Annotated in this window: 1 protein-coding gene; it reads right to left on the bottom strand. The window is 60.7% G+C overall.

Going from position 1 to position 239, the window contains the following annotated elements:
• Nucleotides 1-13: 13 nt before the first annotated feature.
• On the bottom strand, nucleotides 14-239 hold a 226-nt coding region (locus B3Q33_RS11545), incomplete at its 5' end, for an acyl-CoA dehydrogenase family protein (protein WP_286827547.1).

Here is a 239-nt window from a genome sequence, read left to right as displayed (position 1 = left end):
TAGCGAACCGGCCTCAACCGAAAGCCGGAATCCCGGTCTGGGACCGGCCCAGAATCAGGGCGTGAACATCATGGGTGCCCTCGTAGGTGTTTACCGCCTCCAGGTTCATCACATGGCGGATCACATGGTACTCGTCGCTGATACCGTTGCCACCGTGCATGTCACGGGCCTGGCGGGCGATATCGATGGCCTTGCCGCAGTTGTTGCGTTTCATCAGCGACACCATTTCCGGCGCCCAG

Origin of the sequence: Alcanivorax sp. UBA3183 (assembly GCF_002364155.1) — a bacterium.
GTDB lineage: Bacteria > Pseudomonadota > Gammaproteobacteria > Pseudomonadales > Alcanivoracaceae > Alcanivorax > Alcanivorax jadensis.
The sequence above is the reverse complement of the archived record's forward strand: the minus strand, read 5'-3'. Positions and strand labels throughout refer to the sequence as shown.